General features: G+C 49.1%; 27 protein-coding genes, 1 tRNA gene and 1 pseudogene. 12 read left to right on the top strand and 17 right to left on the bottom strand.

Translation table 11 applies throughout. The features are described from left to right. Positions 1-11: 11 nt before the first annotated feature. On the bottom strand, positions 12-1,676 hold the full coding sequence (gene asnB, locus MJX74_RS04860; RefSeq protein ID WP_240221350.1) for an asparagine synthase B: 1,665 nt from the start codon (positions 1,674-1,676) through the stop codon (positions 12-14). Between the two features lie 295 nt (positions 1,677-1,971). Between asnB and MJX74_RS04865 the strand changes: the two genes are divergently transcribed. Next, entirely contained in the window at positions 1,972-2,799 is an 828-nt protein-coding gene (locus MJX74_RS04865; RefSeq protein WP_240221351.1) for a DUF3025 domain-containing protein, read from the top strand. Positions 2,800-2,825: 26 nt separating this feature from the next. Here the strand turns inward: MJX74_RS04865 and MJX74_RS04870 are convergent, their stop codons facing one another. From MJX74_RS04870 to MJX74_RS04880, 3 genes are read right to left on the bottom strand one after another with little or no spacing between them, the layout of a single operon-like run. Then, on the bottom strand, positions 2,826-3,299 hold the full coding sequence (locus MJX74_RS04870; protein WP_240221353.1) for a nuclear transport factor 2 family protein: 474 nt from the start codon (positions 3,297-3,299) through the stop codon (positions 2,826-2,828). Positions 3,300-3,331: 32 nt separating this feature from the next. Further along, positions 3,332-4,135: a type 1 glutamine amidotransferase domain-containing protein gene (locus MJX74_RS04875; protein WP_240221355.1), complete on the bottom strand. Its 804-nt coding sequence runs from the start codon at positions 4,133-4,135 to the stop codon at positions 3,332-3,334. A gap of 52 nt (positions 4,136-4,187) precedes the next feature. After that, positions 4,188-5,249, bottom strand: a complete 1,062-nt coding sequence (locus MJX74_RS04880; protein WP_240221357.1) for an AraC family transcriptional regulator — start codon at positions 5,247-5,249, stop codon at positions 4,188-4,190. A gap of 130 nt (positions 5,250-5,379) precedes the next feature. On the opposite strand from MJX74_RS04880, the gene MJX74_RS04885 reads away from it, so the two are divergent. The 6 genes from MJX74_RS04885 (at position 5,380) to MJX74_RS04910 (ending at position 9,883) form a co-directional block, all read left to right on the top strand. Continuing rightward, positions 5,380-5,574 (top strand): DUF3025 domain-containing protein, encoded by a 195-nt coding sequence (locus MJX74_RS04885; RefSeq protein WP_275692681.1) that lies wholly within the window; start codon positions 5,380-5,382, stop codon positions 5,572-5,574. Between the two features lie 23 nt (positions 5,575-5,597). After that, complete coding sequence (locus MJX74_RS04890) at positions 5,598-6,398, top strand: ABC transporter ATP-binding protein (protein WP_240221361.1); 801 nt, start codon at positions 5,598-5,600, stop codon at positions 6,396-6,398. Next, a complete protein-coding gene (locus MJX74_RS04895) occupies positions 6,399-7,601 on the top strand; it encodes an ABC transporter permease (RefSeq protein ID WP_240221363.1) in 1,203 nt (400 codons plus the stop codon). A 138-nt stretch (positions 7,602-7,739) separates the two neighbouring features. Beyond that, positions 7,740-7,946 (top strand): bacterioferritin-associated ferredoxin, encoded by a 207-nt coding sequence (locus MJX74_RS04900; protein ID WP_240221365.1) that lies wholly within the window; start codon positions 7,740-7,742, stop codon positions 7,944-7,946. 133 nt (positions 7,947-8,079) lie between these two features. Further along, complete coding sequence (locus MJX74_RS04905) at positions 8,080-8,970, top strand: aspartoacylase (protein ID WP_240221367.1); 891 nt, start codon at positions 8,080-8,082, stop codon at positions 8,968-8,970. A gap of 112 nt (positions 8,971-9,082) precedes the next feature. Then, positions 9,083-9,883 carry a substrate-binding periplasmic protein gene (locus tag MJX74_RS04910; protein ID WP_240221369.1) on the top strand — a complete coding sequence of 267 codons (801 nt, stop codon included), beginning with the start codon at positions 9,083-9,085 and terminating at the stop codon, positions 9,881-9,883. A 43-nt stretch (positions 9,884-9,926) separates the two neighbouring features. Here the strand turns inward: MJX74_RS04910 and gloA are convergent, their stop codons facing one another. Beyond that, the gene (gene gloA, locus MJX74_RS04915; RefSeq protein ID WP_240221371.1) at positions 9,927-10,328 is read right to left on the bottom strand and encodes a lactoylglutathione lyase; all 402 of its coding nucleotides are present in this window, start codon (positions 10,326-10,328) and stop codon (positions 9,927-9,929) included. A gap of 300 nt (positions 10,329-10,628) precedes the next feature. Here gloA and MJX74_RS04920 point away from each other — a divergent pair, with 300 nt between their 5' ends. Then, positions 10,629-11,543 carry a DUF808 domain-containing protein gene (locus MJX74_RS04920; RefSeq protein ID WP_240221373.1) on the top strand — a complete coding sequence of 305 codons (915 nt, stop codon included), beginning with the start codon at positions 10,629-10,631 and terminating at the stop codon, positions 11,541-11,543. A 12-nt stretch (positions 11,544-11,555) separates the two neighbouring features. On the opposite strand, the pseudogene MJX74_RS04925 reads toward MJX74_RS04920, so the two are convergent. Together MJX74_RS04925 and MJX74_RS04930 are read right to left on the bottom strand one after the other, a co-directional pair. Continuing rightward, a pseudogene (locus tag MJX74_RS04925) lies at positions 11,556-11,768 on the bottom strand (hypothetical protein); the annotation flags it as partial. Between the two features lie 40 nt (positions 11,769-11,808). Continuing rightward, a complete protein-coding gene (locus MJX74_RS04930) occupies positions 11,809-12,714 on the bottom strand; it encodes a LysR family transcriptional regulator (protein ID WP_240221375.1) in 906 nt (301 codons plus the stop codon). 104 nt (positions 12,715-12,818) lie between these two features. Here MJX74_RS04930 and MJX74_RS04935 point away from each other — a divergent pair, with 104 nt between their 5' ends. From MJX74_RS04935 to MJX74_RS04945, 3 genes are read left to right on the top strand one after another with little or no spacing between them, the layout of a single operon-like run. Then, on the top strand, positions 12,819-14,015 hold the full coding sequence (locus MJX74_RS04935; RefSeq protein WP_240221377.1) for an MFS transporter: 1,197 nt from the start codon (positions 12,819-12,821) through the stop codon (positions 14,013-14,015). A gap of 18 nt (positions 14,016-14,033) precedes the next feature. After that, on the top strand, positions 14,034-14,495 hold the full coding sequence (locus MJX74_RS04940) for a cyclophilin-like fold protein (protein WP_240221379.1): 462 nt from the start codon (positions 14,034-14,036) through the stop codon (positions 14,493-14,495). A 17-nt stretch (positions 14,496-14,512) separates the two neighbouring features. Beyond that, positions 14,513-15,607: an alpha/beta hydrolase gene (locus MJX74_RS04945; RefSeq protein ID WP_240221381.1), complete on the top strand. Its 1,095-nt coding sequence runs from the start codon at positions 14,513-14,515 to the stop codon at positions 15,605-15,607. Between the two features lie 184 nt (positions 15,608-15,791). Here the strand turns inward: MJX74_RS04945 and MJX74_RS04950 are convergent, their stop codons facing one another. Further along, positions 15,792-16,673: an SDR family oxidoreductase gene (locus MJX74_RS04950; RefSeq protein ID WP_240221383.1), complete on the bottom strand. Its 882-nt coding sequence runs from the start codon at positions 16,671-16,673 to the stop codon at positions 15,792-15,794. 93 nt (positions 16,674-16,766) lie between these two features. Here MJX74_RS04950 and MJX74_RS04955 point away from each other — a divergent pair, with 93 nt between their 5' ends. Beyond that, positions 16,767-17,375, top strand: coding sequence for a TetR/AcrR family transcriptional regulator (locus tag MJX74_RS04955; protein ID WP_240221385.1), 609 nt, complete (start codon positions 16,767-16,769; stop codon positions 17,373-17,375). Positions 17,376-17,428: 53 nt separating this feature from the next. Here the strand turns inward: MJX74_RS04955 and nth are convergent, their stop codons facing one another. The 9 genes from nth to MJX74_RS05000 all read right to left on the bottom strand — a co-directional run bounded on the left by nth (position 17,429) and on the right by MJX74_RS05000 (position 26,079). Further along, positions 17,429-18,061, bottom strand: a complete 633-nt coding sequence (gene nth / locus MJX74_RS04960; protein WP_240221387.1) for an endonuclease III — start codon at positions 18,059-18,061, stop codon at positions 17,429-17,431. 8 nt (positions 18,062-18,069) lie between these two features. Further along, a complete protein-coding gene (locus tag MJX74_RS04965; RefSeq protein ID WP_068230879.1) occupies positions 18,070-18,765 on the bottom strand; it encodes an electron transport complex subunit E in 696 nt (231 codons plus the stop codon). A gap of 10 nt (positions 18,766-18,775) precedes the next feature. Further along, positions 18,776-19,402 (bottom strand): electron transport complex subunit RsxG, encoded by a 627-nt coding sequence (gene rsxG / locus MJX74_RS04970; protein ID WP_240221389.1) that lies wholly within the window; start codon positions 19,400-19,402, stop codon positions 18,776-18,778. After that, entirely contained in the window at positions 19,399-20,466 is a 1,068-nt protein-coding gene (gene rsxD / locus MJX74_RS04975; protein ID WP_240221391.1) for an electron transport complex subunit RsxD, read from the bottom strand. The genes rsxG and rsxD overlap by 4 nt, the downstream gene beginning before the upstream one ends. Then, entirely contained in the window at positions 20,463-22,682 is a 2,220-nt protein-coding gene (gene rsxC / locus MJX74_RS04980) for an electron transport complex subunit RsxC (protein WP_240221393.1), read from the bottom strand. The genes rsxD and rsxC overlap by 4 nt, the downstream gene beginning before the upstream one ends. Before the next feature lie 4 nt (positions 22,683-22,686). Next, positions 22,687-23,238 carry an electron transport complex subunit RsxB gene (gene rsxB, locus MJX74_RS04985; RefSeq protein ID WP_240221395.1) on the bottom strand — a complete coding sequence of 184 codons (552 nt, stop codon included), beginning with the start codon at positions 23,236-23,238 and terminating at the stop codon, positions 22,687-22,689. After that, positions 23,238-23,819, bottom strand: a complete 582-nt coding sequence (rsxA, locus tag MJX74_RS04990; RefSeq protein WP_068230892.1) for an electron transport complex subunit RsxA — start codon at positions 23,817-23,819, stop codon at positions 23,238-23,240. Before rsxA ends, rsxB begins: the two co-directional genes overlap by 1 nt. 115 nt (positions 23,820-23,934) lie before the next feature. Then, entirely contained in the window at positions 23,935-25,860 is a 1,926-nt protein-coding gene (locus tag MJX74_RS04995) for an EAL domain-containing protein (RefSeq protein WP_240221397.1), read from the bottom strand. Positions 25,861-26,003: 143 nt separating this feature from the next. Beyond that, positions 26,004-26,079, bottom strand: a tRNA-Asn gene (locus MJX74_RS05000).

Raw genomic sequence — 26,079 nt, forward strand, 5'->3', positions numbered from 1 at the left:
TTGCTTATCGCTTAATAAGCTTGAGTGTGCACATCGCGTACGGCACGGCCGGACGGATCGGTCATTTGCGCCATTTTTGCATCCCAGGCCAGTGCTTCGGGCGTGGAACAGGCAACAGACTTACCACCCGGTACACAGGCAATAGCGCCGGCATGCGGGAAGTGCTCTTCAAAGATCACCCGGTAGTAATAAGCTTCTTTGCTGTCTGGCGTGTTCACCGGGAAGCGGAAGCTGGCGGTGGCCATTTGCTGATCAGTCACTTCTTTTTCGGCATGGGCTTTTAAGCTGTCAATCCAGCTGTAGCCAACACCGTCAGAAAACTGCTCTTTCTGGCGCCATAAAATTTCATTTGGCAGCAGGCCATCAAATGCCTGACGCAGAATATGTTTTTCCATTTTGCCGCCACCACACATTTTTTGTTGTGGGTTTAAACGCATGGCTACATCCATAAAGTCTTTGTCAAGAAACGGCACCCGTGCTTCAATACCCCAGGCCGACATGGCTTTGTTAGCACGGTTGCAGTCAAACATATGCAGCCGGTCCAGTTTACGTAAGGTTTCTTCATGAAACTCTTTGGCATTGGGGGCTTTATGGAAATACAAATAGCCGCCAAATAGCTCATCTGAACCTTCACCCGACAACACCATTTTAATACCGGTGGCTTTAATTTTGCGCGCCATCAAATACATCGGCGTTGAGGCACGAATGGTGGTGACATCATAGGTTTCAAGGAAGTACACCACATCACGTAGCGCGTCTAAGCCTTCTTGAACAGTAAAGTGCACTGTGTGATGCACAGTACCGATAGCATCAGCCACTTTTTGCGCGGCTATTAAATCCGGCGAACCAGCCAGGCCCACTGCAAAAGAGTGCAAGCGTGGCCACCATGCTTCAGATTCGTCGTTATCTTCAACGCGGCGTTTGGCAAATTGCTGGGCAATGGCCGAAATAAGCGACGAATCCAGCCCGCCGGACAGTAACACGCCATAAGGCACGTCAGACATTAAGTGGCTTTTTACGCTGTGCTCCAGCGCAGCTTTTAGCTCAGTTAAACTGGCAGGGTTATCTTTTACTGCATCATAGCTTTGCCAGTCACGCTGATAGTATTTGCGCAGCTCGCCAATTTTACTGTCAAAGTAATGGCCCGGCGGAAACTCTTTAATTTGCTTACATACCGGCACCAGTGCTTTTAGCTCAGACGCAACAAACAGCTGGCCGTGCTCGTCGTAACCGTAGTACAGCGGAATAATACCAATGTGATCACGGGCAATCAGGTAACGGTTTTGCTCGGCATCATACAAAATAAAGGCAAACATGCCTTGCAGCTGATCAATAAAATCGCTGCCGTGTTCCAGGTATAACGGTAATATTACTTCACAGTCTGACTTGGTTTTGAATGGATAAGGGCTTGCCAGCTCTTTTTCGAGCTGCTTATGATTGTAGATCTCACCATTCACTGCCAGAATGTGATTTCGATTATCATTAATCAGGGGCTGGGCGCCATTTTCAGTATCTACAATCGCCAGGCGCTCGTGCACTAAAATGGCATTGTCGTTATTCCACACGCCAGACCAGTCTGGCCCGCGGTGACGTAATAACTTGGATAACTGCAGCGCCTGCTGGCGCAAGGCTTTAACATCAGTTTTGATGTCAAGCACCCCGAATATCGAACACATGATAACCTCTATTAATTAATTTTGTGTAAACACATTTTGTACCCTATAGATTTCAACTTACACGTAGGCGGCAAGACAATTCATCCCTTGAGCTTAGTTAAACTAAGTGATAGGGGGCATTGTCGCAGCCAACACCCGTGTATGTTGAAAGATGACGGGTGGTTTTGGCAGTATGTACGTCTAAACGCACCCGTTGAATGTGCCACGCCATGCTAAAATTGCAAGCGCTTTTTCGCGCTTTTCGTAAGTAATTGATGCTGATGGTTTTCAGCGACAGCAACAAACAAGACGGCTTATGCAAAAAACAGAAGTAAAAACCCGCTTTACGCCACCGGCAGACTGGAACACCGCGTTGCTGCTTGGCAACCCGATATTTGCTGATTTATGTCAGCGTTTCCGCTTTGATCAGCTAACAGATTACCCTGATATTGGCTGGCTTAATCAGTGCTTACCGCACTCTGGTGTGAGCTTTGTTGATAATGACACGCTTAGCGCCGATGGCCGCTACTATGAAGAATATATTTATGCCACGCAGTGTATACCTACCCGCAAGGACAACTGGCACGACTTTTTTGGTGCGCTGATCTGGTGTTTATACCCAAAAACTAAAGCGCTGTTAAATCAGCTGCATATGGCAGAAATTGCTCAGCACGGCCTGAAACAGCGCAGTAAGCTACGGAATAAACTAACGCTGTTCGATGAATGCGGCGTAGTGGTTTGCCTTGAACCTGATGCATTTGAGCATGCTGAACTGCTGCGCCAGCATCAGTGGCAGCAAAGCTTTGTAACAAAACGCAGTGACTGGTGGCAAGGCATACGGCCAATGATTTTTGGCCATGCCATGTACGAAATGGCAACGGCGCCTTTTATTGGTTTAACGGCTAAAGCGTTATTTGTTAATGTGCCTGATGGTTTTAGCCAATGGCCTTTAACCGCAGCGTATCAGTATTTAGATAACCAACTGCTTTTGCAGATAAAAAACGACGTGTTGTTAAGCTCGGAGCAATTAACACCATTACCGCTGCTAGGGGTACCTGGGTGGTATGCGGCTAGCCACCAGCCGCAGTTTTATGCTAATCAGGATTATTTTCGCCCCAGGCGTAATAAACCGATGTTAACTTAACACCAGTTATGTCTGGGGCAACTGCTCTATTTGGCTGCTTTTAGAGTGCCGCTCCATGATTTACTGATAACCCGCCACTGGCCGTCGATTTTGGTCATGGCCAGATAATCTATTCCTAGCCATTGTGGGTAATCCAGCATCACTTTCACCACAGCGCCGGTGTCAGTGATATCCAAAATTTGATACTGACGGTGGCGCTGATCTTCATCTGGGGCAGGTTGAAAACCTTTAGCCCATTCCTCACCGGAGACACTGACAACTTTTTGTTGCTTGCCAGAGTAGCCGACTACTACTGTGTCTTTTAGGATCACCCGAAAGGCGGTTGGTGCACTGCCTTGTTCAAAAGCTTGCATCATGGTTTGCATGGCGCTGTCGATGGCTGCATATTCGGCATGTTGTTGCACAGAAACTTGTGCACTGACATTCGTGTTTGCAACGGCAGACACACTCCAGCCAAAGCTCAGGCAAGTTACAATTAAAGTTTTTGCAAATGTGTTCATAAAACGGTTTTCCTTTTAGATGAAATAAACGATTAAGGTTGGGTAACGGTTGGCTTCTGCTTTTGCAGAATGTTTACAACGGCGCTGGCAACTAAAGGTGCAGACGGATAGTTCTGGCCAGTGACTAAACGGCCATCCACTTCGATATAGGGTTTTTCCGGATCCGGCGCTTTAAACAAGCCACCATGCTCTTCAATGGTCTGGCGCATTAGAAACGGCAAGTGCTTAAAATAAGCGGCTGACTGGTCTTCATAGTCTTCCGGGTAGCCAGTGACACGTTTACCTGCCAGTAAATACTGGCCGTTGCTGAGTTTGAGACGGACAATACCTGCAGTGCCATGGCATACAGCCGAAATCACGCCACCATTTTTCTCATAAATATGCCGGGAGATGTCTTGCAGCCGGACGTCATCCACCACCTGATACATGGCGTTACTACCCCCGACGTAATACACAGCCTGGTAACGACTGGCATCAATCTCGTCCGGTGTATGAGTTTGGGTCAGACCCGCCATAATGCGCTGATCTTTCAATCGTTCGATTAAGCGTGGACCCAGCACGGTCGGGTCTATCGGCACTGCGCCGCCGGTAGGGGACACAAAGTCGATGGTATAACCTGCGTTATGGAAGGTATCCCAGGCATTCACCACTTCGCCAAAGCTGATGCTGGCAGGCACAGTGGAGTTACCGTGGAATTTACTGCTGGACAACACAAACAACACATGACCAGCTGGGATTGCTACTGTGTCGGTTTGGGCGTTGCTGGCTTGCACTGACGTTATAAAGCCACTAAACAGCAAGCACAGCAGCAGGTGATAACATTTTTTCCAAATCATAGTGAAAAGCTCCGTATCAGTTAAAGGAGCATTCACCTTAAGCGAAAATGATTTAAATCAAAGTCTTGTTAGCTGTTCCCGCACTACTGAAACCTGTTTCCGTAGTGTTCGAACGCTCGCGGAACAAGGCAGGTGTACAACCATTGGCCTTTTTAAAGGCAGCGTAGAAGGTCGACATCGACTGAAAACCAGCAGCCTCAGCAATAGCCTCCAGCGTTTGAGCAGGTTGCTGCAGCAACAGGCGTTGGGTTTCGACCACCCGCAATTGTGCAACATAGTGTTTAAACGGCGTGCCGTTATTGTCATTTAGCAACTGCGACAAGCGGGCCTGAGGAATGCCCAAACGCCGCGACACCCGGGCAAGCGTCAGGCTTGGGTCAAGATACAGCCGTTCACCTGACATTAAATTAGCCAGCTGCTGCAACTCAGCGGCCGCTTCAGCTGCGGGAATTCGCCTGTCCTGATAAGGTTCAACCGGCGCCTGACCTTGCCGCAAGCCCCAGGCGACGGCCCCACAAAGGTAAAGCACAAAGGAAAACGACAAAGCCCCAACAATATAAGAGGTAAAACCTGAGGTTAAATACGCCAGCCAGATCAGCCAAAGCCCGGCGGTGACACCAAGCAGCAACAGCCTGGCGCTGCCTGCGGGCAAACGATGGCGCTGCTGCACCAGCAAAGCCGTGCTTATCAGCAGATAAATGAGCCAGAGCCAATTGCCAGTGCTGACAATAGCGCTATGCCAGAGTGAGGCATAGTCAGCATAAGGAAAAAACAGATTCAGACTAACGGCCACTATGGTCAGCAGGCTGCCATGCACCAGCTCAAAGCGCCCCCATTCGCCGGAGGTACAGAGGTTGGTGCGGGTGAAAAAATACAACGAAGGGCCAATCAACAAACAAGCGGTCAAACCGGCCTGCATCACCGAAGCCGGTGTATCGGGCAGGAAATAAAAGGCTACTGATTTACCGGTGCGCACGCTGACCATTAAAATCAGCACGGCAAGAGCGCGTTGTGCCACAGATGCTTTACCGGCAAACCAGAGATACAGCGCCAACGCCAGGCCATTAAATGCACCAAGCGCAGAGAAAAAAAACAACAGGTGTTCGCTTAACATTTAGTCCACTCCGCGGGGCAACACTTCGCTGCCGAATCATCCTGTGATTCGGGTTAATCTGCAATGGGTTTTTACCACTAACAAACAGGGCCTGGTTTAATATGATGACTCGCCATTTCGTGGCGGAGATCTGTGCGCTTTAACAGCTGCTTACAGTTTTGTTGATGCTAAATTGCACGAACAAATTGCTAACGAGGCAGTACTTCTTGATAATCAACAGCTAACGCCTTTGCCATTACTGGGCGTACCGCGCTGGTATAACGACAATGAAACAGCGGGGTTTTACCACAATACTGACTATTTCCGGCCAAAGCGACAGCGCTAAAGCCCCGACAACAGGACAGTTGCATGATTGATATTCAGGATTTAGCCAAGGCGTTTGCACTTGGTAAAAGCAGCAAGTTATCGGATACTGAAAAACAAGACGTACGTTACAGCAAAGAGGCGTTTCACTCGGTGCGCAATGTCAGCTTTAGCTGCGGCGCAGGTGAAGTGTTGGGGTTGCTGGGGCCAAATGGCGCAGGTAAAACCACCACGTTACGTATGTTATCTACCGCATTAAAACCCGACGCCGGCTCAGTGCTGTTAAATGGCGTTGATGTATTAAAACAGCCGGTAAAAGCCCGACAGCAAATCGGCTTTTTATCGGCCGATACCGGCCTGTACGGCAAACTAACCGCCTTTGAAAATATCGCCTATTTTGGCCGTTTGCACGGCATGAAAGAGAGCGCCTTAAAACAGCGCATCGACGAGCTGTTTACGCTGTTAAATATGCACGACTTTGCCAACCGCCGAGCGGACAATATGTCGACCGGTATGAAGCAAAAAACCGCTATTGCCCGTGCAGTAGTGCACAGCCCCAAGGTGGTGATTCTGGATGAACCCACCACCGGTCTGGATATTATGACCGTGCAAACGGTGCTGGATTTTATCAAAGGCTTAAAGCAAGCCGGTACACCGGTTATTTTCTCTACCCACCATCTGGACGAAGTGGCATCACTTTGTGACAGAGTGGTAGTAATTGATAAAGGCATCAGCGCTTTTTCCGGTGATATCAGCCAGTTCAGGGCGTTATCTGCCAACGGTGATTTACGCGATGCGTTTTTAAGCGTGTTAAATGGTGCAACAAACCAGCAGGGAGCAGCATAAATGTGGCAGGTCTATTTTAAAGAACTTACTGAGTTAATGCGCGATAAGAAAACGCTGATTTTTGTTATTTTACTGCCGATTTTTATTTTCCCGGTGATTTTTGGTGTAATGGGGCTGGTGTTATCCAGCACCACAAATACCGCCATGCAGGCAGAGCACCGCTATGTCATCGTTAACGCAGAGCAGGCACCGCAGTTTGCTGATGCGCTGTTTTATCATAAAAATTTTGCGCAAATTAAAACGGATAAAACCGCTGAAGCAGATTTAGTTGCGGCTATCCGCAATGATGAGTTTGATGTAGCGATAGTGATCCCGGCCGATTTCTCTGCTAAACGCCAGGCTGCAGAGCAATCTCAGTGGCAGATTATTTATAACCAGTCATCACAATTTGATTTTATGTACCGCTACTTCTCTGAGCTAATGACCAATTTTAATGAGCAGTTACAGCGTGATACGCTAACGCAGCTGAATGTCGACCCGGCAAAACTGGCCGCTATTATTAAACCGGTCGATGTCCAAAAGGTGGATACTGCCGCTAAGCGGGAGAATATCGGTGAAAAATTCGGTGCGGTAATTGCCTATATTCTTATTCCATTGTGTTTGCTGGGCGCGTCTTACCCGGCGATAGATATGGGCGCCGGTGAAAAAGAGCGTGGTACGTTGGAAACCCTGCTAATTTGCCCGATAAGCCGGGTTAGCATAGTGCTGGGTAAGTTTTTCACGGTACTGACAACCGGTCTGATAGGCGCATTGATCACCGTAGGCAGTTTTGGCATCTGGGGCGCGATTATCGGCTCTTTCGCCGGTATGGCGGTGGTGCAGGAAGCGATGTCGGCTATCGCTATTACCGAACTTATACTTATTTTTTCTTTGCTGCTGCCTATCTCTGCTGTGTTTGCTGCATTGCTGCTGGCGATATCGATATACGCCCGTACCTTTAAAGAAGCACAGAACTATATCAGCCCGCTGTCGATCATGATTTTCCTGCCATTGGTGGCCGCTATGATGCCGGGTGTTGAGTTAACCAGCAAAACCGCCCTGGTGCCTATAATGAACGTAGCACTGGCGATAAAAGAGCTGATTAAAGGCACCGCCGATTATGGTTTACTGGCGTTAATTTTTGGCTCTACATTGCTGTTAGCCAGCATTGCTATTGGTTTTTGCGTACATTGGTTTCAACAGGAAAAAGTGCTGTTTCGCTAATACTGCCAAGGCTTTAGCACCCTAACAACGCCGGCTTTTGCCGGCGTTGTTATTACGACAGATTCCATTTTACAAATACTATTGATAATGGTTCTTAATAATATTAAAATGGCGGCGTTATGTTAGCGGAGTACTGTTATGTACGTGTGTTTATGCAAAGCTGTTACCGATAAAGCCATTAAACAAAAAGTGGCGCAAGGCGTATCCACTATGCGTGAACTGAAAATGTGCACCGGTGTGGGCAGCCAATGTGGTAAGTGCACCTGTCAGGCGCAGCAAATTCTGCATAACGAACTGGTTCGTATTTCCGACTCATCTTTAGAACTGGCACAGCCAGCCGCTTAATCTGCATTTATATGCTTATTTCAGGCATTTAAATTCTGTATCTATTCTTTTTCCGCTTTGCACTGGTCATAATAACGCTATTGATTTAGGCTAAGCTCAGGCTTGGGGTAACCGCAGCAGTTATGGAAAAACTATGGATAAAATTAATCAGGTTGCCATCGTTGGTGGTGTGCATGGCAATGAATTTTCGGGTATTTATTTAGTTAAGCAGTATCAGGCTAAACCAGATTTGGTCAGCCGCGCCAGTTTTAATACCGAACTGGTATGGGCCAACCCAGAAGCGCATTATGCCAACAAACGTTATCTGCACAGTGATTTAAACCGCCAGTTTAAAAATACCGATTTAGCCAACCCCGAGCTTGCCAATTACGAGCAAAACCGGGCCAAGGTGCTTAATGCCCGGCTTGGTCCTAAGGGCAACGCCAAAACCGATTTACTGATTGATTTACACAACACAACCAGCAATATGGGCGCCTGTTTAATACTGACCCAGGCCGGGCCGTTTTATAATCAGCTGGCCGCCTATGTAAAAATGGTGATGCCCGAAGCGATTATTTCCCGTGACGAAGATCACTTTGCTGCCGAAGATCACGCGCTGATGTGTACTGTTGGCCGTTACGGTGTGCTGGTAGAAGTAGGGCCCCAGCCACAATCAGTATTACGCCAGGACGTGCTGGAGCTGATGGATACCATGACGCGGCATATTCTTGATTTTGTTCAGCTGTATAACAGCAATACTTTGCCGGCATTGCCAAAACAGACAGAAGCCTTTCGTTATCTGCACAGCATTAAACTGCCAATGAATGAAAAAGGCGAGCGCCTGGGCATGGTGCATAAGAATGTGCAGGACAAAGATTATCAGCCGATTAACCCCGGCGATCCGATCTTTACCCTGTTTGATGGCAGCGAGATTTATTACGATGGCGATGTGACGGTATACCCAACCTTTATTAACGAAGCCGCTTATTACGACAATAATCTGGCGATGTCATTAAATGAAAAAGTCGTTATTACTCTCGAGTAACCTGGCTTGGTCTGACATCTGTATCATGATGATTATTTAGGTTTTATTTTGGCAATCGCTGTGTTATTAAACTGTTATTAATGATTCAGTCTGGTTATGTCAAGGGTACCGAATGAACGCTAAATTAAGCTGCGTTATCTGGTTATTTAGCTTGGGGTTGGTGGTATCAGGTAGTGTTGTAAAAGCACAGCCACTGCGTTTTCTTACCGAGCATAACCCGCCGGGAGAGTATCTGAACGAGCAAGGCGAGGTCAGCGGCGTAACAGCCAGCCTGGTGCTTATACTGCAGCAACAGCTGAACGAGCCCGGTGATATTGAGCTGATGCCCTGGGGCAGGGCGCTGAGTATTGCCAGGGCAGAGCCGGATATAGTGTTGTTTGAAACGGTACGTACAGCCGAGCGCGAAGGCTGGTTTAAGTGGGTTGGGCCGCTTAAGCATTATCAAATGGCTTTATACGGTTTAAGACACCGGGTAGGGGATACACCGTCACTGGCCGCACTACCAAGAAACTATATCGCCTGTAATTACCGTAATTCTGCCACCGTAGGTGAAATTAAAGCGCTGGGTTTTACCGAAGGAAAAAACCTGATACTCACCAGTAAATCAGGCGATTGTCTGGATATGCTGTTGTTAGGCCGGGCCGATTTAATGGCGGTTAGCGAGCTGTCGGTGCCAGAGTTTTCAGCCAATGCCGAGGAAGCAGGCAGTCAGCTGGTAATGGTGAAATACCTTAGCGAGCGTAAACGCTACCTGGCGTTTTCCCGCAATGTGTCAGACGAGCGTATTGCCCGCTGGCAGGCAGCACTGGAGCAAAGCTACAGCGATGGCACTATGCGCAAGCTATATCAGCCCGTATATAGCGAGCAGATTATCCGGCGGCTGGAAGACTTTGCCGCTCAGCCCAAATACTAAAGCCAGCTTACGCTGGCTTTATGCTGTTCACGCCTGAGTAAACTTAAAGCGTGTCGTAACTGTCTTTTTTCTGGATCAGTTCTATAGCGTAGTTATCCGGATCGCGTACAAAGGCAATTTCAGTGGTGCCGCCTTTTACCGGGCCGGGTTCACGGCTTATTACGCCACCTTTAGCGCGTATTTTATCGCAGGCGTCGTATACGTTTTCTACTTCCAGTGCGATATGGCCATAGGCATTACCTAAATCGTAGCTGTCGGTACCCCAGTTATAAGTCAGCTCTAACACAGTATTTTCGCTCTCGTCACCGTAGCCAACAAACGCCAGCGTATATTCATACTCGGTGTTTTCTGACTGACGCAGCAGTTTCATGCCCAGTACTTCAGTATAAAACGCCAGTGATTTTTCCAGGTTACCCACGCGCAGCATGGTATGTAGCATTCTCATACAAACTCCTAATCGGTTTGGTGTTTAAACTCGCAGTGCAGGGGGCAATGGTAACATATTCTGTTGTCTTGGAAGGCAACTCAGTACCTGACGCTGACGTATAGCTTAATTTTGTTCTGATCTTAAAATTCATGGACGCACTCAGAAATTTACATGTGGGGGCATAAATAAATAGCTGAGCGGGTAAAGCCTGGCCTGAGCTTTGGCTGCATGACAGAGATACAAGAACCACTGGAGCATGTACAAATTTTCCTTAGCCCAGTATGCTGAAATTTGTGTTTATATAGAAAGGATTAATTTGTGGCTGCAGCTAACCTTCTGGCGCTTATTGATGATATAGCCAGCCTGCTTGATGATGTCGCTTTACTCTCGAAAGTAGCAGTTAAGAAAACGGCAGGTGTGTTGGGCGACGATCTGGCGTTAAATGCCAATCAGGTCACAGGTGTTAGACCTGAGCGTGAAATTCCGGTGGTATGGGCGGTGGCGAAGGGCTCTTTTGTCAACAAACTCATTTTAGTACCGGCAGCACTGCTGATAAGCGCTTTTTTACCTGTACTCATCACCGTATTGCTTATTCTGGGTGGCTTATATCTATGTTACGAAGGGGCAGAAAAAGTATTCCACCGCTTTTTCTTGCATCAGTCGCCAGTAGAGCGTGAAACGCGGCTTAAGGCTCTGGCAGATGAAAGTATCGACATTGTTGCGCTGGAAAAAGAAAAAATAAAAGGCGCAATTCGTACCGACTTTATTCTTTCTGCCGAGATTGTGGTTATTGCACTTGGCAGTGTGACACAGGCTGATTTTATTACTCAGGTCGGCGTGCTAAGTGCGGTTTGTATTACTATCACTATTGGCGTTTACGGTTTGGTAGCGGCAATAGTGAAAATGGATGACGCCGGTTTATATATGCTTAGAAAAGCAGTAACTGGCAATTGGAATGGCCTGCAGCGGATGCTGGGGCGCGGATTACTTATAGCGGCGCCATTACTGATGAAGGCGCTGGGTATTATAGGTACTCTGGCGATGTTTTTGGTAGGTGGCGGCATACTTAGCCATAACATTACAGTACTTCACCATCTGTCATTGGCTGTGCAGCAAGCCGCCCCGGCGCTCAGCATGTTTACGTCGTTGTTATTTGATGGTTTAGCAGGGTTTATCGCCGGTGCAATTGTCGTCGCCAGCTGGAGCTTGATTGGCCGCTGGCGAAAAGATTAATATCTAAACCGCCTAGCCGGGATACTCTGTTTGTGAGCACCAGCGCGGTTTACACGCGCCGCAGGTGTAGCCGGCCGTGCAGGATAAGCCAGTAGAACACAAATTGCTTAAACTCGTTGGGCACGACTTTAAGCAATTTGTGTTCTACCTCGTCGACATTTTACCCGGTGCCAGTTTAGTGCGGTTGGATACGCAGAAAATATGGGTATCTACTGCTACGGTAGGCACGTCAGCAACTGTAAAAGGTTATTGCACGAGCCGTAATTTAGCTTTGATGATTGTCGCGATATCTTATGGCTTCTACAAACGCCATAAAAGCTGGTGAAGCCTGTCTGCGATTGGGATAGTACAAATGGAAACCCTGAAAATAGGGGCTCCAGTCAGTGATTACTGCTTTAAGTCTGCCATCGGCCAGATAAGGTGCAGCCAGCGGTTCAGGCACATAAGCCAGTCCGATGCCATCCAGTGCAGCATTAAGCACATGCATAATGCTATTGAACACGAGTTGGCCTTCAACTTTAACCGTAAAGGCTCGTCCTTGTTTTTCAAATTCCCACGCATAAATGGCGCCTGCTACGCGGTGACGAATATTAATACACGAATGCTCTGTTAACTCATAAGGAGTGGCGGGTTCTGCTTGTCGCGCAAAGTAAGCCGGCGAGCCAACTACGATAAGCCGCCAGTCCGGGCCAATGCGCACTGCAATCATATCTTTGCTGATATCTTCCCCTAAACGAATACCGGCATCAAAACGCGCTTCAACCACATTGGTAAAGCCATAATCGACGTACAGCTCCAGCTTGATATCAGGGTAGTCCTGTAAAAACGTTGTCAGCTTTGGGCGCAGATGCAGTTCTATCTGATCATCAGTGCAGCTAATGCGCAGTGTTCCTTTAGGTTTATCGCGTAATTCACCCAAGGCATCCAGCTCTGCGTCGATCTGTTCAAACAGCGGTGCTACCGATTCAAACAAACGCACACCCGCTTCTGTCATAGACACATTACGTGTAGTTCGGGTTAATAACCGAACCCCGAGTTTTTCTTCCAGGTTACGGATGGTGTGGCTTAGTGCAGATGGGGTAACGCGCAACCCGGCCGCCGCTTTGGTAAAGCTCTGGTGTTGTGCTACGGCCAGAAAAGCCTGCAGGTCATTCATTTTGCTGTTTGCCATTGCTGAATTTTTCTCACAACTACATCAATATTATGCCTACTAATCAAATAGTCAGCTGTCTGTCAATATAACAAGGTGTTTTTAGCCATGAAAAGTGTAATTCGATGACGGTTGCTGTAACTGATATGCCACGAGATAACGCGCAACCCGCTTACTGGAGCGGTGTATTTGCTATGACATTATGTGTGTTCGCGCTGATTGCCTCAGAGTTTCTGCCGGTTAGCTTGCTTACGCCTTTGGCAGCCGACTTAAGCGTAACCGAAGGCATGGCCGGACAGGGTATCGCTATTTCCGGCGCTTTTGCTGTATTAACCAGCCTGTTTATTCCACTGCTGGCAGGCAATTTAGATCGCAAAACTCTGCTGCTGGTACTGACGGCGTTAATGGGGGCATCCGGAGCTATTGTTGCCATGGCTCCGGGTTATGGTATTTACATGTTGGGGCGGGCACTGCTTGGCGTTGTGATAGGTGGATTTTGGTCGATGTCGGCGGCCACAGCTATCCGGCTGGTGCCGTCTGAAAAAGTGCCCCGCGCTCTGGCGATTTTTAACAGTGGTAATGCGTTAGCCGCCGTAATTGCTGTGCCGTTGGGAGCCTATTTAGGCGCGGTGATAGGCTGGCGCGGTGCCTTTCTCTGTCTGGTGCCGGTTGCGGCCATCGCTTTTGTCTGGCAATGGCTTAGTTTACCAGCCATGCCGGTAGCATCAGCTGTTCGCGGGCCTGCTAATGTATTTAGGCTGTTGAAACAGCCTTTGCATCTGCTTGGTATGCTGGCGGTTGGCATATTCTTTATGGGCCAGTTTGCTTTGTTCACTTTTATTCGTCCCTTTCTGGAAACGGTTACCGCAGTCACTGTGCCAACACTGTCAGCCATGTTCTTCGTGCTGGGTATTGCAGGCTTAATTGGCACCGCGTTTATCGGTGGATTGCTGCAGCGCAATCTGTACCGGATGTTGATCGTGATGCCGTTATTAATGGCAGTAACCGCCTTAGCGCTGATCGCTTTTGGAAGCTCAGTGGCTGCAGTGTTCGTCCTGCTGGGATTTTGGGGCTTGGTCGCCACCGCCGCACCTGTCGGGTGGTGGGCCTGGTTGGCTAAATCGGTGCCACAAAACGCCGAAGCAGGCGGCGGCCTGATGGTTGCCGTGATCCAATTAGCCATTGCTGTGGGTTCAACTCTGGGTGGGGTGCTTTTTGATGCCGGTGGTTATCAAATCGCATTTGTGGCAAGTGCACTGCTATTACTGCTCGCTGCTGTACTGACTGCGCTAACTGCGCGCAGAGCTGTCACTTTGCAATAAACGGCTGAGGAATAATCCATGAGCAACAGAAAGTGGTTTACGTTGATTTTGGCATTAGGTTCGGTCGCGCTGACCGTGGCGCAGGCTGGCGCTACTCCTGCTAAGCATAAGGGGAATAACATGTATCAAATAAACATTACATTGGATGATGCCGTTATTACGGCCAGGCTTGATGACACCCCGACCGTGCGGGATTTTATTGCCAGGTTGCCAATGACGGTAAAACTTGAAGATTACGCCGCAACGGAAAAAATTACTTATCTGCCCCATAAGCTGACCACTGAGGGCGCACCGGCCGGCGTTGATCCAGCTATAGGTGACATCGCCTACTACGCCCCCTGGGGCAATATTGCCATTTACTACAAAGATTTTGGTTACTCGCCCGGCCTTATCAAACTGGGTGAGATCACCAGTGGCATGGCACACCTTAAGTTTAGTGGTGCCAAACAGGCGACTATTGAACTTATCCACACTAACTGACAAATGAGGAACACCGCATGAACACCTATGCAGAAGCCGTAACCAATAATAGCCGCCGCACGCTACTAAAAATGACCAGTCTGGGGTTAGCCATGGTCAGTGTTTTATCCGCTACAACATTAGCCTCACCGGTAAATGCCGAACCTTCTACACAGTTGCAACTTGTTAGCGAGTGGGACAAAACCTTTGCCAAAAGCGACAAGGTTGACCATAAAAAAGTGACCTTTAAAAACCGCTATGGCATTACCTTGGCCGCAGATCTTTATGTGCCGAAAAATGCCAGCGGCAAACTGGCTGCCATTGTTGTTGGTGGCCCTTTTGGCGCAGTAAAAGAGCAGTCATCAGGTTTATATGCGCAAATTATGGCAGAGCGCGGTTTTATAACATTGGCGTTTGATCCGTCTTACACCGGTGAAAGTGGCGGCGAACCGCGCAATGTGGCCTCACCAGACATCAATACTGAAGATTTTAGCGCAGCCGTTGATTTCATCGGCCTGTTACAAAATGTTGATCGTGAGCGTATTGGTATCATTGGTATTTGCGGTTGGGGTGGTATGGCATTAAATGCCGTAGCGGCCGACAAGCGCGTTAAAGCCGTCGTCGCCAGCACCATGTACGATATGACGCGGGTAATGTCCAAGGGGTATAACGACAGCGTGACCCCTGAGCAACGCGCCCAGACGCTGGAGCAACTAAGCCGGCAGCGCTGGGAAGATGCTGCAAACGGGAAGCCGGCTTATCAGCCGGACTACAACACCCCTCCAGAGGACGGCGCACCTCAGTTCATGCTCGACTACCACGACTACTATGGCACGCCGCGCGGCTATCATAAGCGGGCGGTCAATTCCGGCAATGCCTGGACGCTCACTACGCCGCTGTCGTTTATGAATATGCCGATCCTGAGCTACATTGATGAAATATCGCCCCGGCCGATCTTATTTGTCCATGGTGAAAAGGCTCATTCGCGTTATTTTGCCGAAACAGCTTATGCTGCAGCGGCACAACCGAAAGAGCTAATGATTATCGAAGGTGCCAGCCATGTTGATTTGTACGACCAAGTGAACAAAATCCCGTTTGACAAGCTGACGGATTTCTTCCGGAAAAATCTGTAAAGCAAATTGAGGCCAGGGCAGGTGGGGCGCTTTTCCATTTCACCGCACGATGGGAACAAGCCGTGCACGTGTATTGGAGCTTCGCAGTGCGGTAGTGGATGGCAACATATGATGCGGCTCTAACATCTCTGATATGGCTGACACAGGGGCAAAACGTAGTTTACCCCTTCCCTGATAACGAAATTTACGCGTCAGCGCCGCCTAAAACATTTTCCAGTTGCATTTCTTTCAACACACGGTCTTGAATGGGTTGCTTGGCTGCGTTAATTTCATCAACACCCCAAACCATGCCGACAGCTGTGCGTGTAGGGCGTTTGCCAGCAGGCATATCTGCTAGCGCTAAGTAAGCATCTACGACCATCTGTGGGTCAGGTGCTTGCTCACTTTGCATAAATTTACCGAATTCCTCAAACATAGCGGTAGGGATCTTTGCCAGTTCACCGTAGCTGTCTAGTATGTTTGTGCGTGCAGGTTGTTGCCCTGCTGCAGTAAGACCTGTCGGGAATGGCCCTGGCTGCACTATGGTAACATCAATACCGAAGGGGGCCACTTCGTAGCGTAAGCCTTGAAGGTAGCCTTCTAAAGCATGTTTGGTGGCGGCGTAGGTAGAGAAATACGGTGCTGAAATCTGGCCAACCATGGATGAAGTGTTAATGATCAGGCCGGATCCGGCCTCACGCATAGCGGGTAAAACAGCCTGTATAGTGCGTATAGCGCCATAGTAGTTGGTTTCCATCTGCTCTTTGGCTTGGGTAATGCTAAATGCCTCCGTAATACCAAGGTACATTACACCTGCATTGTTAAGCAAAATATCAATTTTGCCCGTTTTAGCCAGCACACTTGCAATGGCAGTTTTGACAGATTCGTCATTGGTGACATCCATATCGACAACATGGATGAAATCGCTATACGCTTCCAGCTCGGCCCTAACTGCGGCGTTCTTACCTTCCGGGCCGCGCATGGTGGCGAACACTTGGTAGCCTCTATCAGCAAAATCTTTTACCGATTTTTGGCCAAATCCACTGCTGCTACCTGTGATGACTACGTTTCTTTTTGCTGCACTCATATTTTCTTCCTATCAGGTTGTTAATTAAATACCAGCTGGTACAATAATGATTGAAATGTTGTTTGTCAAATTAAAATACCGGGCGGTATTAAAATGAATTCAAATTCAACCAAACCTTCAAGGGGGCGACCCAAGACCCTAGATCGTGAGCACGTTTTGGATGTGGCAATGGATGCCTATTGGAAAGAGGATATCGGCAACTTATCCCTGAATGAAATTTGCAGGAGATCTGGTGTATCGAAGCCAGGGCTTTATCGTGAATTTTCGAATGAAGATGGTTTGATGAAAGCGGTAATTATGAGATATCAGGAACAAGTACTAAATCCTGTACAACAGATGTTGAACAGTGAAACTTCGTTTCGGGAGGCGCTTGACAGCCTCGTATCATTTGCCACTTCAGCTAGTTGTCACCATGAGTCCCCAATGGGATGTCTTTTTATAAAAATGCGTGAATCACGAATGCACTTGGGTGAAGCAACACGAGCGCAAGTTGATTTCCTTGAGGAGCAAGGATTAGCTACTTTCAGGAAATGGGTGGAGCGTGCAAAGGTTAAGGGGGAGTTTTCTGCAGACATGTCATCAGAGTTTGCAGCCGCCTATATTGATGCACAGCTAAGTAATGCTTCGTCACAGCTCACTCGTGGTGAAGATCAGAAAATTGTGAAGAAGATGCTGTTAATCGCTTTTTCTATGTTGGGATGAGTATGCCTGTCAGTTCAGTTAATATCCGTTAATTGCTCAAATCAGCCATTTAACTAGTCGGTTTTGTCTTTAAACTCACACAAATCTTCAATCAAACAGCTGCCACAGCGCGGTTTACGCGCTACGCAGGTGTAGCGGCCGTGCAGGATAAGCCAGTGGTGCACGTCGAGTTTAAACTCGTTTGGTACCACCTTAAGTAATTTGTGTTCGACCTCGTCGACATTTTTACCCGGTGCCAACTTGGTCCGGTTGGATACGCGGAAAATGTGGGTGTCTACCGCTATGGTAGGCCAGCCAAAGGCGGTGTTTAGCACCACATTGGCGGTTTTACGGCCCACGCCGGGTAGGGCTTCTAAGGCTTCGCGGTTTTCCGGCACTTCACCATTATGCAGCTCTACCAGTATACGGCAGGTTTTAATCACGTTTTCGGCTTTGGTATTAAACAACCCGATGGTTTTAATGTAGTGCTTTACGCCGTTTACGCCTAAATCCAGCATTTGCTGCGGCGTGCGGGCAACCGGGAAAAAATGTTTGGTAGCTTTATTCACCCCCACATCGGTGGCCTGGGCGGATAACAGCACCGCTATCAGCAGCTCAAACGGTGAGCTGTATTCCAGCTCGGTGGTGGGTGTTGGGTTAGCGGCGCGCAGGCGGCTGAGTATTTCAATGCGTTTTTGTTTATTCATCTGTTTTTTTACTGCGCCGCGCCGGTAACACGGGCACGGGCAATACTGCCTTTTTCCACCGCCTGGCGTTGTTTAAGTTTATTATCAATAACGTTTTTCAGTGCAATTAGCAGCCCCATACCAAGGAATGCACCGGGTGGCAGCATAGCCAGCAGAAAATGGCTGTCGGCGTGGAATACTTCTACCCGTAATGCTTTGGCCCAGTCACCCAGTAATAAGTCGGCACCGTCAAACAAAGTGCCCTGGCCAAGTACTTCGCGCATGGCGCCCAATACCAGTAATACCAGCATAAAACCTAAGCCCATCATAATGGCGTCGATGGCAGAGGGCAGCACCGGGTTTTTTGAGGCAAAGGCCTCAGCCCGGCCGATAATGGCGCAGTTAGTGACAATTAAGGGAATAAAAATACCCAAAGACAAGTACAAGTCATAGGTATAGGCATTCATCAGCAGTTGTACGGCGGTAACCAGGCTGGCAATAATTAACACAAACACCGGAATACGAATTTCGCTGGCAACATGGTTACGCACTAAGGATACCGCGATATTGGAACCGAGCAGCACCAGCAGAGTTGCGGCCCCCAGCCCCAGCGCATTGGTAACGGTGGCGGTAACGGCCAGCAGCGGGCACAGGCCCAGCAGCTGCACCAGCCCTGGGTTGTTTTTCCATAAACCCTGCAGGGTTAATTCTTTAAACTGACTCATTGTGGCCTCGTTATAGGGCGCAGTTGGCCGGGATATCGGCAAGTTCAGGCTGTTGTTGTATCAGCAGTGCGGCATTACGTACCGCCTGTATTACTGCGCGTGGTGTAATAGTGGCGCCGGTAAACTGATCAAAATCACCACCATCTTTGCGCACTGCCCATTTACTGGCATTGTCGTCGGTTACCGTTTTACCGCTAAAACTGAAAATCCATGGCGAGCGGCGGGCTTCTATTTTGTCACCCAGGCCCGGTGTTTCTTTATGATCCAGCACCCGGCTGCCTAAAATAGTGCCATCCGGGGTTAAGGCGACTATTAAATCAATATTACCGCTGTAGCCATTTGGTGCTGTGGTTTCAACAATAAAACCGGCCAGCTCGCCATTCTGGCGCCAGCGATACACTGCTTGCGCGCTGCTGCGGCCCAGCAGTGCCTCATTGGTTACCAACAGGCAATCCTGCAGTAAAGACTGGCTGGCGTCTACGCCGGGCAGTACTTCAGACAAAATAGCCAGCTTACTGGCCAGCAGTTGCTCACTGATACGGGGGGCAGTTTGCTGGTTTACCAGGCTGAGTATTGCTACACAAAATACGGCTGCGGCGCCCAGCGCCAGGGCATTTTTGCTGATGGCTCGGATCATTTTAGTTCGCTCCGCGGCCGGTGGCCGTAAGTACGGGGCCGGGTGTAGTAATCAATTAACGGCACCGCCATATTGGCCAGTAATACGGCAAAGGCATAGGCGTCAGGGTAGCCACCAAAATTGCGGATTAAAAATACCAGCAGGCCAATCAGGGCGCCGTAGACCAAGCGACCTTTGTTGGTGGTAGAGGCCGACACAGGATCGGTAGCAATAAAAAACGCCGCCAGCATGGTGCCGCCACTAAACAGATGAAATAGCGGCCCGGCGATAGTATCCGGCGCTGCCAGAGTAGCAATGGCAGATAACACAAACAGGCTGGCGATAACGGCCAGTGGAATACGCCAACTGATAATTTTCTGTTGAATAAGCAATAAACCACCGGCCAGATAGGCCAGGTTTAGCCACAACCATCCGGTACCGGCAAAGGCAAAAAACACCGGCCGGCTCAGGCTTTCATCCAGTGTCAGGCCCCGGCTAAGGTCAGTGCGCAAGGTGTCCAGCGGCGTGGCCATGGTAATACCATCAATATTGGCTTGCAGCTGTGGCAGGCTAAAACCACTGCAGCTGTAGTGCGTGAAGATACTGCAGACAGCGTCCAGCGGGGTTAAATCAACACTTTGCAAAGACAGTGGCGGCAGCCATTGCGTCATTTGCAGCGGGAATGACACCAGCAGCAATACATAAGCCGCCATCGCCGGGTTAAACAGATTATTGCCCAGGCCGCCGTAAAGTTGTTTAACCATAATAATGGCAAAAGCGGTGCCAATAACAATGATCCACCAGGGGGCATAGGGCGGTATGGCTATCGCCAGTAATACGGCGGTAAGCAAGGCGCTGTTGTCTTTTAAGCGGGACAATACCGGCTTGCCGCGTAATTTTAAGATCAGCGCTTCGCTTAGCCAGGCGGTAACGATTGCCAGTACTAACTGGATAAGTACACCATAGCCAAATAATACCGCTTGCACGGCAATACCGGGTAAACACGCCAGTGCTACCAGCCGCATGATATGCGCGGTGCTGCGTTGGTTATGCTGATGTGGCGAGCTGGCGATTTTAAAACTCATGAGTTCTCACTGTCGGCTTGTTTACGTGCTTTGGCGCGGGCAATGGCTGCAGCAATGGCAGCTTTGCGCGGATCTTCTGTCACAACCGCATCTGCCACAACCTTATCTGCTATAACAGCCTCTGTTGCAAGGGGGGCGGTTTGCTCTGTTGCTTCAGCACTGGCCTGTTTTTTAGCTTTGGCACGAGCCAGCGCTGCGGCGACAGCAGCCTTGCGCGGATCTTCTGGTGCAGCAGAATTAGATTCTGCGGTTGGTTTATCTACTGTACCGGCGGCAGCGGGTGGTGCACTGGTTTCATTTTCAGTTTGCGTCTGTTGTTTCGCTTTAGCCCTGGCGATAGCGGCAGCAATAGCGGCTTTACGTGGATCAGCTTCTGCTGAGACTACTGCCTCGTTACCTTTGCCGGTGTCTGGTGTCGGCATTACTTGCTGTTCTGTCGTATGTTGCTCTGTTGCCTGGGCGGCTTTTTTGGCCTGAGCGCGGGCAATAGCTGCGGCTACGGCGGCTGCTTTGCTGTCGGTATTTACAGTTGCAGCCGTTTGCTCTGGCTGCCCGCTGTGTGGCTCAGTGGCCTGATGTGCTTGTTGCTGCTGGGCTTTTTGTTGCTGATAGTCCCGCGCCTGCTGTTTTTTCAGCTCACGTTCGGCCAGAATCTGCTCTTTATTGCGCTCATCTGCTGGTGCCGTCTGGGCCTGTTTGGCTTTAATGCGTGCCAGGGCGTCGGCCACAGCGGTATTGGCGCCACTGGCCAGTTGCTGTTGCTGCCGGGCAGCTGCCAGCTGCTGGTTGCGTTGCTGCCGTTCTTGTTTTTCTTGCTCTAACCTGGCGTTGCGGGCCTCAAAGCGGGCTTTGGCCTGTTCGGCTTTTAACGCCTCGCGCTGTTGCTCACGAATATCGGCTTTGGCCACACGGTAATACTGCACCAGTGGAATTTCACTCGGGCAGACATAAGCACAGGCGCCACATTCAATGCAGTCGGCCAGGTTGTATTCGTTAAGTTTATCGCTGTCTTTAGCTTTGCTGTACCACAGCAATTGCTGCGGTAATAAGCTGGCCGGGCAGGCATCGGCGCAGGCACTGCAGCGGATACAGTCCATTTCTGTGCTGGCTGCCGGTAGCTCTTGTGCAGTGGGGGCCAGTACACAGTTGGTGGTTTTAACTACCGGTACGCTTAAATCGGGCAGGGTAAAGCCCATCATAGGCCCGCCCATTATAACCCGCTGTTGTGGCTGGCTTTGAAAGCCACAGGCATCGAGCAGTGCCGATACCGGCGTACCCAGTAGTGCCAGCACATTTTGTGGCTGGTTTAAGGTGTCGCCGGCAACGGTAACAATGCGTGACAGCAACGGGTGATCGTCCAGCACGGCCTGGGCAATAGCAAAGGCGGTGCCGACGTTTTGCATTACGATGCCAATATCGGCCGGGCGGCGGCCATTAGGCACTTCTTTATTGGTTAACAGCTGAATAAGCTGTTTTTCACCACCAGACGGATATTTAGTTGGCACTACGCGCACATAATAGTGCTCACGCTGGCTGCAGGCGGCCATCATTGCCGCAGCGGCTATAGGTTTGTCATCTTCAATGCCAATTAATACCGCTTTGGGGTTAAGCAAGCGGCACAGAATATCAATGCCCTTGACGATGGTGGTGGCGGCTTCCTGCATCAGTAAATCATCGGCGCTGATGTAGGGTTCGCATTCAACCGCGTTAATAATCAGATAATCGACCGGTTGGGTAAGTCCGGCTTTAATATGGGTAGGAAAACCGGCGCCGCCCATACCGGCTATGCCGCTGTCCTGAATACGGCTGAGCAGGGTGAGATTGTCGCAGGTTAAAAAATTCAGCGGCTCGCGCTGGCGCCATTCGTCCAGGCCATCGGGTTCCAGCACCAGGGTCAGTTCCGGCAATGCTGAAGGGTGCGGGCTGGTATGCGGCGTTATACTCAATACTGTGCCTGAGGTGGGCGCATGTACCGGCACCGCCATAGAATTATCTGCGCCGGTGAGTTGCTGGCCTTTTAATACTCTATCTCCAACCTTTACCAGTAACTGGCCAGCTACACCAATATGCTGACGTAACGGTAAATACAGCCGGTCGGGTATCGGTAATACGGCGATCGGTTTTTGATTCGTTTGTTCTTTGCGGCCAGGTGGGTGAATGCCGCCATGGAAATCCCATAGCTTACCGGCCTGAATTTGCTGAAATAAACCTGGCATGGCGTTACTCCACCATCCGAACCGGAATTGCCGCTAAATCCCACTTCCAGCGATCTGGCGTGGTGGCAACCGGTATCATATCAATACAATCTACCGGGCAGGGTTCAACACAGAGATCGCAACCTGTGCATTCGTCCGCCAGTACTGTGTGCATCAGTTTGGATGCGCCAACAATGGCATCAACCGGGCACGCCTGAATACATTTAGTGCAGCCTATACACTCATCTTCACGAATATAGGCAACACGTTTTACGCTTTCGGTCTGCGCTTCATTCAGGGGTTTGGCTTCAACGCCCATTAAATCGGCCAGTTTACGAATAGTGGTTTCACCGCCCGGTGGGCATTTGTTAATGTCATCGCCATTGGCGATGGCTTGCGCATAAGGCCGGCAACCAGGGTAACCACACTGGCCGCACTGGGTTTGCGGCAGTATGTCGTCAATTTGCTCTACCAGCGGATCGCTTTCTACTTTAAAGCGAATAGCGGCATAACCCAGCACAGCACCAAATATCAGTGCCAGTGTACCTAAAGCAATCAGGGCAGTGAGTAAAGTCATCAGGCTTTTACCAGGCCGGTAAAGCCCATAAAGGCCAGCGACATTAAACCGGCAGTGATCATGGCAATAGCCGCGCCTTTAAACGGTAAGGGTACATCGGCAGCTGCCAGCCGTTCACGCATGGCGGCAAACAGGATTAATACCAAAGAGAAACCCACCGCAGCGCCAAAGCCATAAACAACGGAATTGATAAAGTTATGTCGTTCATTTACGTTTAACAGTGCCACGCCAAGCACGGCGCAGTTTGTGGTAATAAGCGGCAGAAAAATACCTAATAAGCGATACAGTGTGGGGCTGGTTTTGTGCACGACCATTTCAGTAAACTGCACTACTACCGCTATAACCAGAATAAACGCCAACGTACGCAGATAAAGTAAATCCAGCGGCGCTAACAGATAGTGATCAACCAGATAACTGCATAATGAAGCCAGGGTAAGCACAAAGGTAGTTGCCAGCGACATACCAATGGCCGTTTCCAGTTTGCCGGACACGCCCATAAAAGGGCACAAGCCAAGAAACTTTACCAGTACAAAGTTATTTACCAGCACAGTACTGATTAACAACAGCAGAAATTCAGTCATCGTATCGCTCAGGCAAAAATCAGGCGCATATTATGCAATTAAGCGGCTTGTGACACAACCAGACAAAGCGTAGGGGCTTGGCGGCTGGTATTTAAGCACAGCCGCCGTCGTGGTATTAAATAGGCGCGGGTTTACCGATGTAATAACCCTGGTTACCATCGATAAACAGTGATTCTAACATATGTTTTTCTTCTTGTGTTTCAACGCTTTCAGCAAAAACACCAACACCAATACGATGGGCTAAATCTATCATCAGGCGCATAAAGTACTGGTTGTTTTTATCATCATTAATATGGCGGGTGTAGCTGCCGTCCATTTTGACGTAATCAGGTTTCAGATCGCGGAAAAATTTAAATGAGGTAATACCGACACCAAATTTTTCTACGGTGACGCGCGCGCCGGCACGGTGCACCATATCAATAAAGCGTTTGCTGGTTTTCAGGTTCTGCTGCAAACCAAACTCAGTGACTTCAAATATCAGTTTGGCAGCGATATGGGCATCTTTTAATAAACGCCGCTCCAGCCAGATAATAAACTGGTCGTCGTGCACACAACGGGCAGACAGGTTTAAACCAAAATATTGATCCTGCAGGTTTTTATTTTTAATAGTGGTTAACGCCGTTTCAATGATCAGCCGGTCAACCTGTACTATGCGGTCCAGTTTTTCTGCCATGGCCAAAAACGAGGCGGTAGGCAGTACCTGATTTTCCTGAGTTTTAAACCGTACCAGAATTTCAGAGTAAGCTTTGGCTGAACGGTTAGCCGGTTGAATAAGCTGCACCAGCAGGGCGATGCGGTGGTTGGTCAGTACGTCATCAATAACATTGCGCCAATTCTGGTTACCGTAACTGCCATTGGTCATATCTAAACCGGACGATTCTTTTTGCAGATGCCAGGCATTAGGTTGTTTGGTTTGTGCCAGACTGATAGAGGTATCGGCTACGGCCAGCAGCTCACCCAGAGCTTTACCTGATTCATAACTGACCAGGCCTGTGTAAGCAACTGAATCCAGCTCAGCCATTTTTTGATATTCATTCAGCCTGCTTTGCAGTTGCAGGGCAAAGTTTTCTGCTTCTTTGGGCGTGACTCTTGGCAGCAAAATGCCAAAGTCGGAGCTATTTAGCCGGTAAACGCGGTTGTCTTTATAATTGTCGGCCAGTTTCTTAACGATAGTGGCTACTTCACGAATATAGCTGTCACCTTCCTGATAGCCTCGGGTTTGGTTTAATGCCTGCAGCTCGGTACAGCGGGTAATAGCAAAAACACCAAAATCGTTTTGCTCGTTCTGGCGGATATTTTCTTCATAATATTGCACAAAGCGGTTACGGTTTGGTAAATCAGTAACCGGATCTTTATAAGCTTCTTCAGCAATCTGATGCGCATTGCTGGTCATTTCGTTGTACTGGCTGCGGGTGTAATGCGCCAGCTTTTGTAAAGCGACATTAATATCAGCAAATTCCGGCGGAATTTTATTCCAGTCGGGCTCACTTTTTTGTGGATCAACAATAAAGCGGTCAATTAAATCGTTAACTGCAGCGGTGGTACGCTTATAGCTGCGGTTAATGCTGCTTTTGCTCATCAGCACCGGCAACCAGCCGATAACAAAAGGCGCTAATATCAGTAGTAACACTAATTGCAAAAATGCTTGTAAGCGCTGGCTGAAATCCAGCTGATAGCTGATTTGGATATTTTGATCCTGATTGCGCACAGTTTGCTGTTTAAACTCACTGCCAAACAGTTTCAGTACGGCAGTAGCAACAGCCGCATTATTGTTGTTCTGGTTTTGTTCATGCAATACAGTGCCATCCAACTGGCTGATGCGTAAGCTTTTTAAGGTGAAGCTACGATCAAGCTGGCGGCTGAGTATTTTGCCGTCGCCACTAAGGTGATGGCTGAGAATTTGCTCAATGGCGACGCTGGCGTGTTGTTGATCGTTATCCAGCTGTTGTTGGGTATACAGCACCAATGAGGTCAGTGCGATGGCCGCTAACAAAAACGCAGACAGCAGTTGGCTGATAAGCAAAGTACGGAATATTCTCATAAGCAATGACCACCAGATAAACTGTTTCCTTGTCCTAACGCTTAATATAGGTTTAGGCAGGCGCAATAGAAAGCTAATTAAATCAAAAAAATAGTGGGAAATAAACAAATAGCGACAGACGCAGGGAAAACAGTAGTTGAGTTTGGCTCCCCAGACTGGACTCGAACCAGTGACCTACGGATTAACAGTCCGCCGCTCTAACCAACTGAGCTACTAGGG

Origin of the sequence: Rheinheimera hassiensis, from assembly GCF_022436675.1 — a bacterium.
GTDB lineage: Bacteria > Pseudomonadota > Gammaproteobacteria > Enterobacterales > Alteromonadaceae > Alishewanella > Alishewanella hassiensis.

Bases quoted from the DNA above. Each gene is read 5' to 3' on its own strand.
- asnB (WP_240221350.1), bottom strand. From the start codon at position 1,676: ATGTGTTCGATATTCGGGGTGCTTGACATCAAAACTGATGTTAAAGCC.
- MJX74_RS04865 (WP_240221351.1), top strand. From the start codon at position 1,972: ATGCAAAAAACAGAAGTAAAAACCCGCTTTACGCCACCGGCAGACTGG.
- MJX74_RS04870 (WP_240221353.1), bottom strand. From the start codon at position 3,299: ATGAACACATTTGCAAAAACTTTAATTGTAACTTGCCTGAGCTTTGGC.
- MJX74_RS04875 (WP_240221355.1), bottom strand. From the start codon at position 4,135: ATGATTTGGAAAAAATGTTATCACCTGCTGCTGTGCTTGCTGTTTAGT.
- MJX74_RS04880 (WP_240221357.1), bottom strand. From the start codon at position 5,249: ATGTTAAGCGAACACCTGTTGTTTTTTTTCTCTGCGCTTGGTGCATTT.
- MJX74_RS04890 (WP_240221361.1), top strand. From the start codon at position 5,598: ATGATTGATATTCAGGATTTAGCCAAGGCGTTTGCACTTGGTAAAAGC.
- MJX74_RS04895 (WP_240221363.1), top strand. From the start codon at position 6,399: ATGTGGCAGGTCTATTTTAAAGAACTTACTGAGTTAATGCGCGATAAG.
- MJX74_RS04900 (WP_240221365.1), top strand. From the start codon at position 7,740: ATGTACGTGTGTTTATGCAAAGCTGTTACCGATAAAGCCATTAAACAA.
- MJX74_RS04905 (WP_240221367.1), top strand. From the start codon at position 8,080: ATGGATAAAATTAATCAGGTTGCCATCGTTGGTGGTGTGCATGGCAAT.
- MJX74_RS04910 (WP_240221369.1), top strand. From the start codon at position 9,083: ATGAACGCTAAATTAAGCTGCGTTATCTGGTTATTTAGCTTGGGGTTG.
- gloA (WP_240221371.1), bottom strand. From the start codon at position 10,328: ATGAGAATGCTACATACCATGCTGCGCGTGGGTAACCTGGAAAAATCA.
- MJX74_RS04930 (WP_240221375.1), bottom strand. From the start codon at position 12,714: ATGGCAAACAGCAAAATGAATGACCTGCAGGCTTTTCTGGCCGTAGCA.
- MJX74_RS04935 (WP_240221377.1), top strand. From the start codon at position 12,819: ATGACGGTTGCTGTAACTGATATGCCACGAGATAACGCGCAACCCGCT.
- MJX74_RS04940 (WP_240221379.1), top strand. From the start codon at position 14,034: ATGAGCAACAGAAAGTGGTTTACGTTGATTTTGGCATTAGGTTCGGTC.
- MJX74_RS04945 (WP_240221381.1), top strand. From the start codon at position 14,513: ATGAACACCTATGCAGAAGCCGTAACCAATAATAGCCGCCGCACGCTA.
- MJX74_RS04950 (WP_240221383.1), bottom strand. From the start codon at position 16,673: ATGAGTGCAGCAAAAAGAAACGTAGTCATCACAGGTAGCAGCAGTGGA.
- MJX74_RS04955 (WP_240221385.1), top strand. From the start codon at position 16,767: ATGAATTCAAATTCAACCAAACCTTCAAGGGGGCGACCCAAGACCCTA.
- nth (WP_240221387.1), bottom strand. From the start codon at position 18,061: ATGAATAAACAAAAACGCATTGAAATACTCAGCCGCCTGCGCGCCGCT.
- MJX74_RS04965 (WP_068230879.1), bottom strand. From the start codon at position 18,765: ATGAGTCAGTTTAAAGAATTAACCCTGCAGGGTTTATGGAAAAACAAC.
- rsxG (WP_240221389.1), bottom strand. From the start codon at position 19,402: ATGATCCGAGCCATCAGCAAAAATGCCCTGGCGCTGGGCGCCGCAGCC.
- rsxD (WP_240221391.1), bottom strand. From the start codon at position 20,466: ATGAGTTTTAAAATCGCCAGCTCGCCACATCAGCATAACCAACGCAGC.
- rsxC (WP_240221393.1), bottom strand. From the start codon at position 22,682: ATGCCAGGTTTATTTCAGCAAATTCAGGCCGGTAAGCTATGGGATTTC.
- rsxB (WP_240221395.1), bottom strand. From the start codon at position 23,238: ATGACTTTACTCACTGCCCTGATTGCTTTAGGTACACTGGCACTGATA.
- rsxA (WP_068230892.1), bottom strand. From the start codon at position 23,819: ATGACTGAATTTCTGCTGTTGTTAATCAGTACTGTGCTGGTAAATAAC.
- MJX74_RS04995 (WP_240221397.1), bottom strand. From the start codon at position 25,860: ATGAGAATATTCCGTACTTTGCTTATCAGCCAACTGCTGTCTGCGTTT.